Genomic DNA, 2,264 nt, shown 5'->3' with positions numbered 1-2,264 from the left:
TGTCGGCGTACGGGTGTGCGTCCCCAGGTAGGTACGGATGAACGTGGCCAGGTCAGGCGACGTTGGCTTGGCCGTCGATGGCGGTGAGGCGGTTCTTGAGTCGGTAGCTGGGTCCGTTGATCGCGACGACGTCGCAGTGGTGCAGGAGTCGGTCGAGGATGGCGGTGGCGAGGACTTCGTCTCCGAAGACCTGGCCCCATTCGCCGAAGCTCTTGTTCGAGGTGAGCAGGGTGGAGCCCTTCTCGTATCGCTTCGAGATCACTTGGAAGACGAGGTTGGCCTGGGCGCGTTCGAGGGGCTGGTAGCCGACCTCGTCGATCACGAGGACGTTGGGGCGTAGGTAGGTGTGAAGTTTGCGGGCCAGGCGGCCGATGGCGTCGGCGGCGGTGAGGTGGCGGACCATGTCGTCGAGGCTGGTGAAGTAGACGGTGAACCCGGCTCGGCAGGCGGCGACCGCCAAAGCCACGGCGATGTGGGTCTTCCCGACTCCGGGCGGGCCGAGGAGGGCGACGTTGGCTTTGGTCTGCACGAACGTGAGGGTGGCCAGGTCCCGGATCTTGCGGGGGTCGAGGTCGGGTTGGAATGCGAAGTCGTATTCGTCGAGGGTCTTGTGGTGGGGCAGCTTCGACAGGCGAAGCGCTGAGCGGAAGCGGCGTTCGTCGCGGACGGCGAGTTCTTCTTCGAGGACGAGGTCGAGGAAGTCGAGGTAGCCCATGGCCTCGGTGTCGGCGCGGGCGGTGAGGTCCGCCAAGGTGCGGGCCAGGTGCGGCAGGCCGAGCCGGGTGGCGGTGGCGCGGATGCGGTCGGCGACGAGGTCACTCACGAGGTCGTGCCCTTCGGGTAGGTCCGTGTGGTGGTGAAGGGGCTGGTGCCGGCGATCTGGTCATAGACCGACAGCGGCCGGCGGTCGACGGTGACTTGAGCCGCGGCGGCCCGGTTCAGCAGCGCCTGCAACGGCCCGGCGCCGGGCGCGAGCCGCGTGCGTGCCGGTGGGGTGTCGCCGGTGGTGATCGCCCGGGTGTGTCCGTCGGGCAGGCCGTCCCAGTGGCCCGGGTCGACGATGCGGGCGCCGCGTCCGACCGCCCTCGGATGGCTGGCCAGCAGGGTCTCGCCGTGCTGATCCGGCATGGTCGCGTGGATGGCGATCGTCGCCGCGGTGGCGCGGACCTCGACCAGTTGCCGGTGGCGGACCCGCCGGGCCGGGACGGAGTAGAGGTTCGCGTCGTAGGCGACCAGGCAGTCCTTGCCGACATGCCGCAGATGCCTCGCGGCGACCACATACGCTCTGGCCGGCAGCGGTCGCAGGGCCGCGTGGTCACGGGCAGCGCGGACTCCGATGACCTCGCCGTGGGTGCGGTGGGTTCGGGCCCGGCGCATCGGCACCCATGCCATGAAAGCGGCGTCCAGGTCGGCGAGGGAGGCAAAGCCCCGGCCGGCGAGGACGTGGTCGCGGACGATCGTGACCTGCCGCTCGACCCGACCCTTGCCCGTGGGGCGGTAGGCAGCCAGGACGTCAATGTCGAAGTCGTAGTGCCCGGCGAACGCCACCGCCTCGGGATGCAGCGGTACTGCCTGCCCGGGGGCGACATGCCGGCGCACGACCGTCTTCGTCCGGTCGTAGACGATCGCCTTGGGCACCCCACCGAAGTGAGCGAACGCCCGCCGGTGGCACTCCCAGAACGCCGACAGGTCCTGGCTGGTGGTGAAGCAGCAGAACGGGTCTCGCGAATACGACAGCACCATGTGGAACGAGTAGACCTTCGCAATCCCGACGTGGGCCAGGATGGCGCCTTCGTCGCCCCAGTCAACCTGGGCCTGCGCACCGGGCACCACCTCGAAACGGCGATGCAACCCGGCCAGCTCGTCCGGGCCGATGCCCAACTCCGCCGCGATCCGCGGCCGGGCCTCCTGCAGGTAGAGCTTGACCCGCTGGTAGTTACCGGTGAAGCCGTACTGCTCGACCAGCCGCTCGTGGATGACCGTGCCCTTAAGCAGCAGCTCCGCCCGCAACCATGCGTCGATCACGTGCGCGAACGGGCTCAACACCGACGCCCGGGGATCTCGGCGCGGTGCCCGCTGCGGCGGCGCCGGCGACGTCTCATCCGCCAGGTACTTGCGCACCGTCTTGCGATCCAGCCCGGTCTCCCGGGCGATCTGCGACAGACTCAGCCCCGCCTCGTGCAGCGCACGGAACCGGCGCAGCTCCAACCACCGCTCCGACCGCAGAACCATCGCCGCCCTCCGCCCAGCTCATATCGGGCGAA

At 69.5% G+C, this 2,264-nt stretch carries 2 protein-coding genes; both read right to left on the bottom strand.

The window, feature by feature from the left end; translation table 11 throughout:
- Window positions 1-52: 52 nt before the first annotated feature.
- Entirely contained in the window at window positions 53-823 is a 771-nt protein-coding gene (gene istB, locus ABNF97_RS33745) for an IS21-like element helper ATPase IstB (RefSeq protein WP_349341039.1), read from the bottom strand.
- Entirely contained in the window at window positions 820-2,232 is a 1,413-nt protein-coding gene (istA, locus tag ABNF97_RS33740; RefSeq protein ID WP_349341038.1) for an IS21 family transposase, read from the bottom strand. Before istA ends, istB begins: the two co-directional genes overlap by 4 nt.
- Window positions 2,233-2,264: the final 32 nt, after the last annotated feature.

The organism is Plantactinospora sp. B6F1 (assembly GCF_040120695.1).
Taxonomy (GTDB): domain Bacteria; phylum Actinomycetota; class Actinomycetes; order Mycobacteriales; family Micromonosporaceae; genus Plantactinospora.
Note: the sequence above shows the minus strand (reverse complement) of the source record. Positions and strands in the feature narration are given on the sequence as shown.

Coding starts and splice junctions, on each gene's coding strand:
- istA (WP_349341038.1), bottom strand. CDS start 2,232: ATGGTTCTGCGGTCGGAGCGGTGGTTGGAGCTGCGCCGGTTCCGTGCG.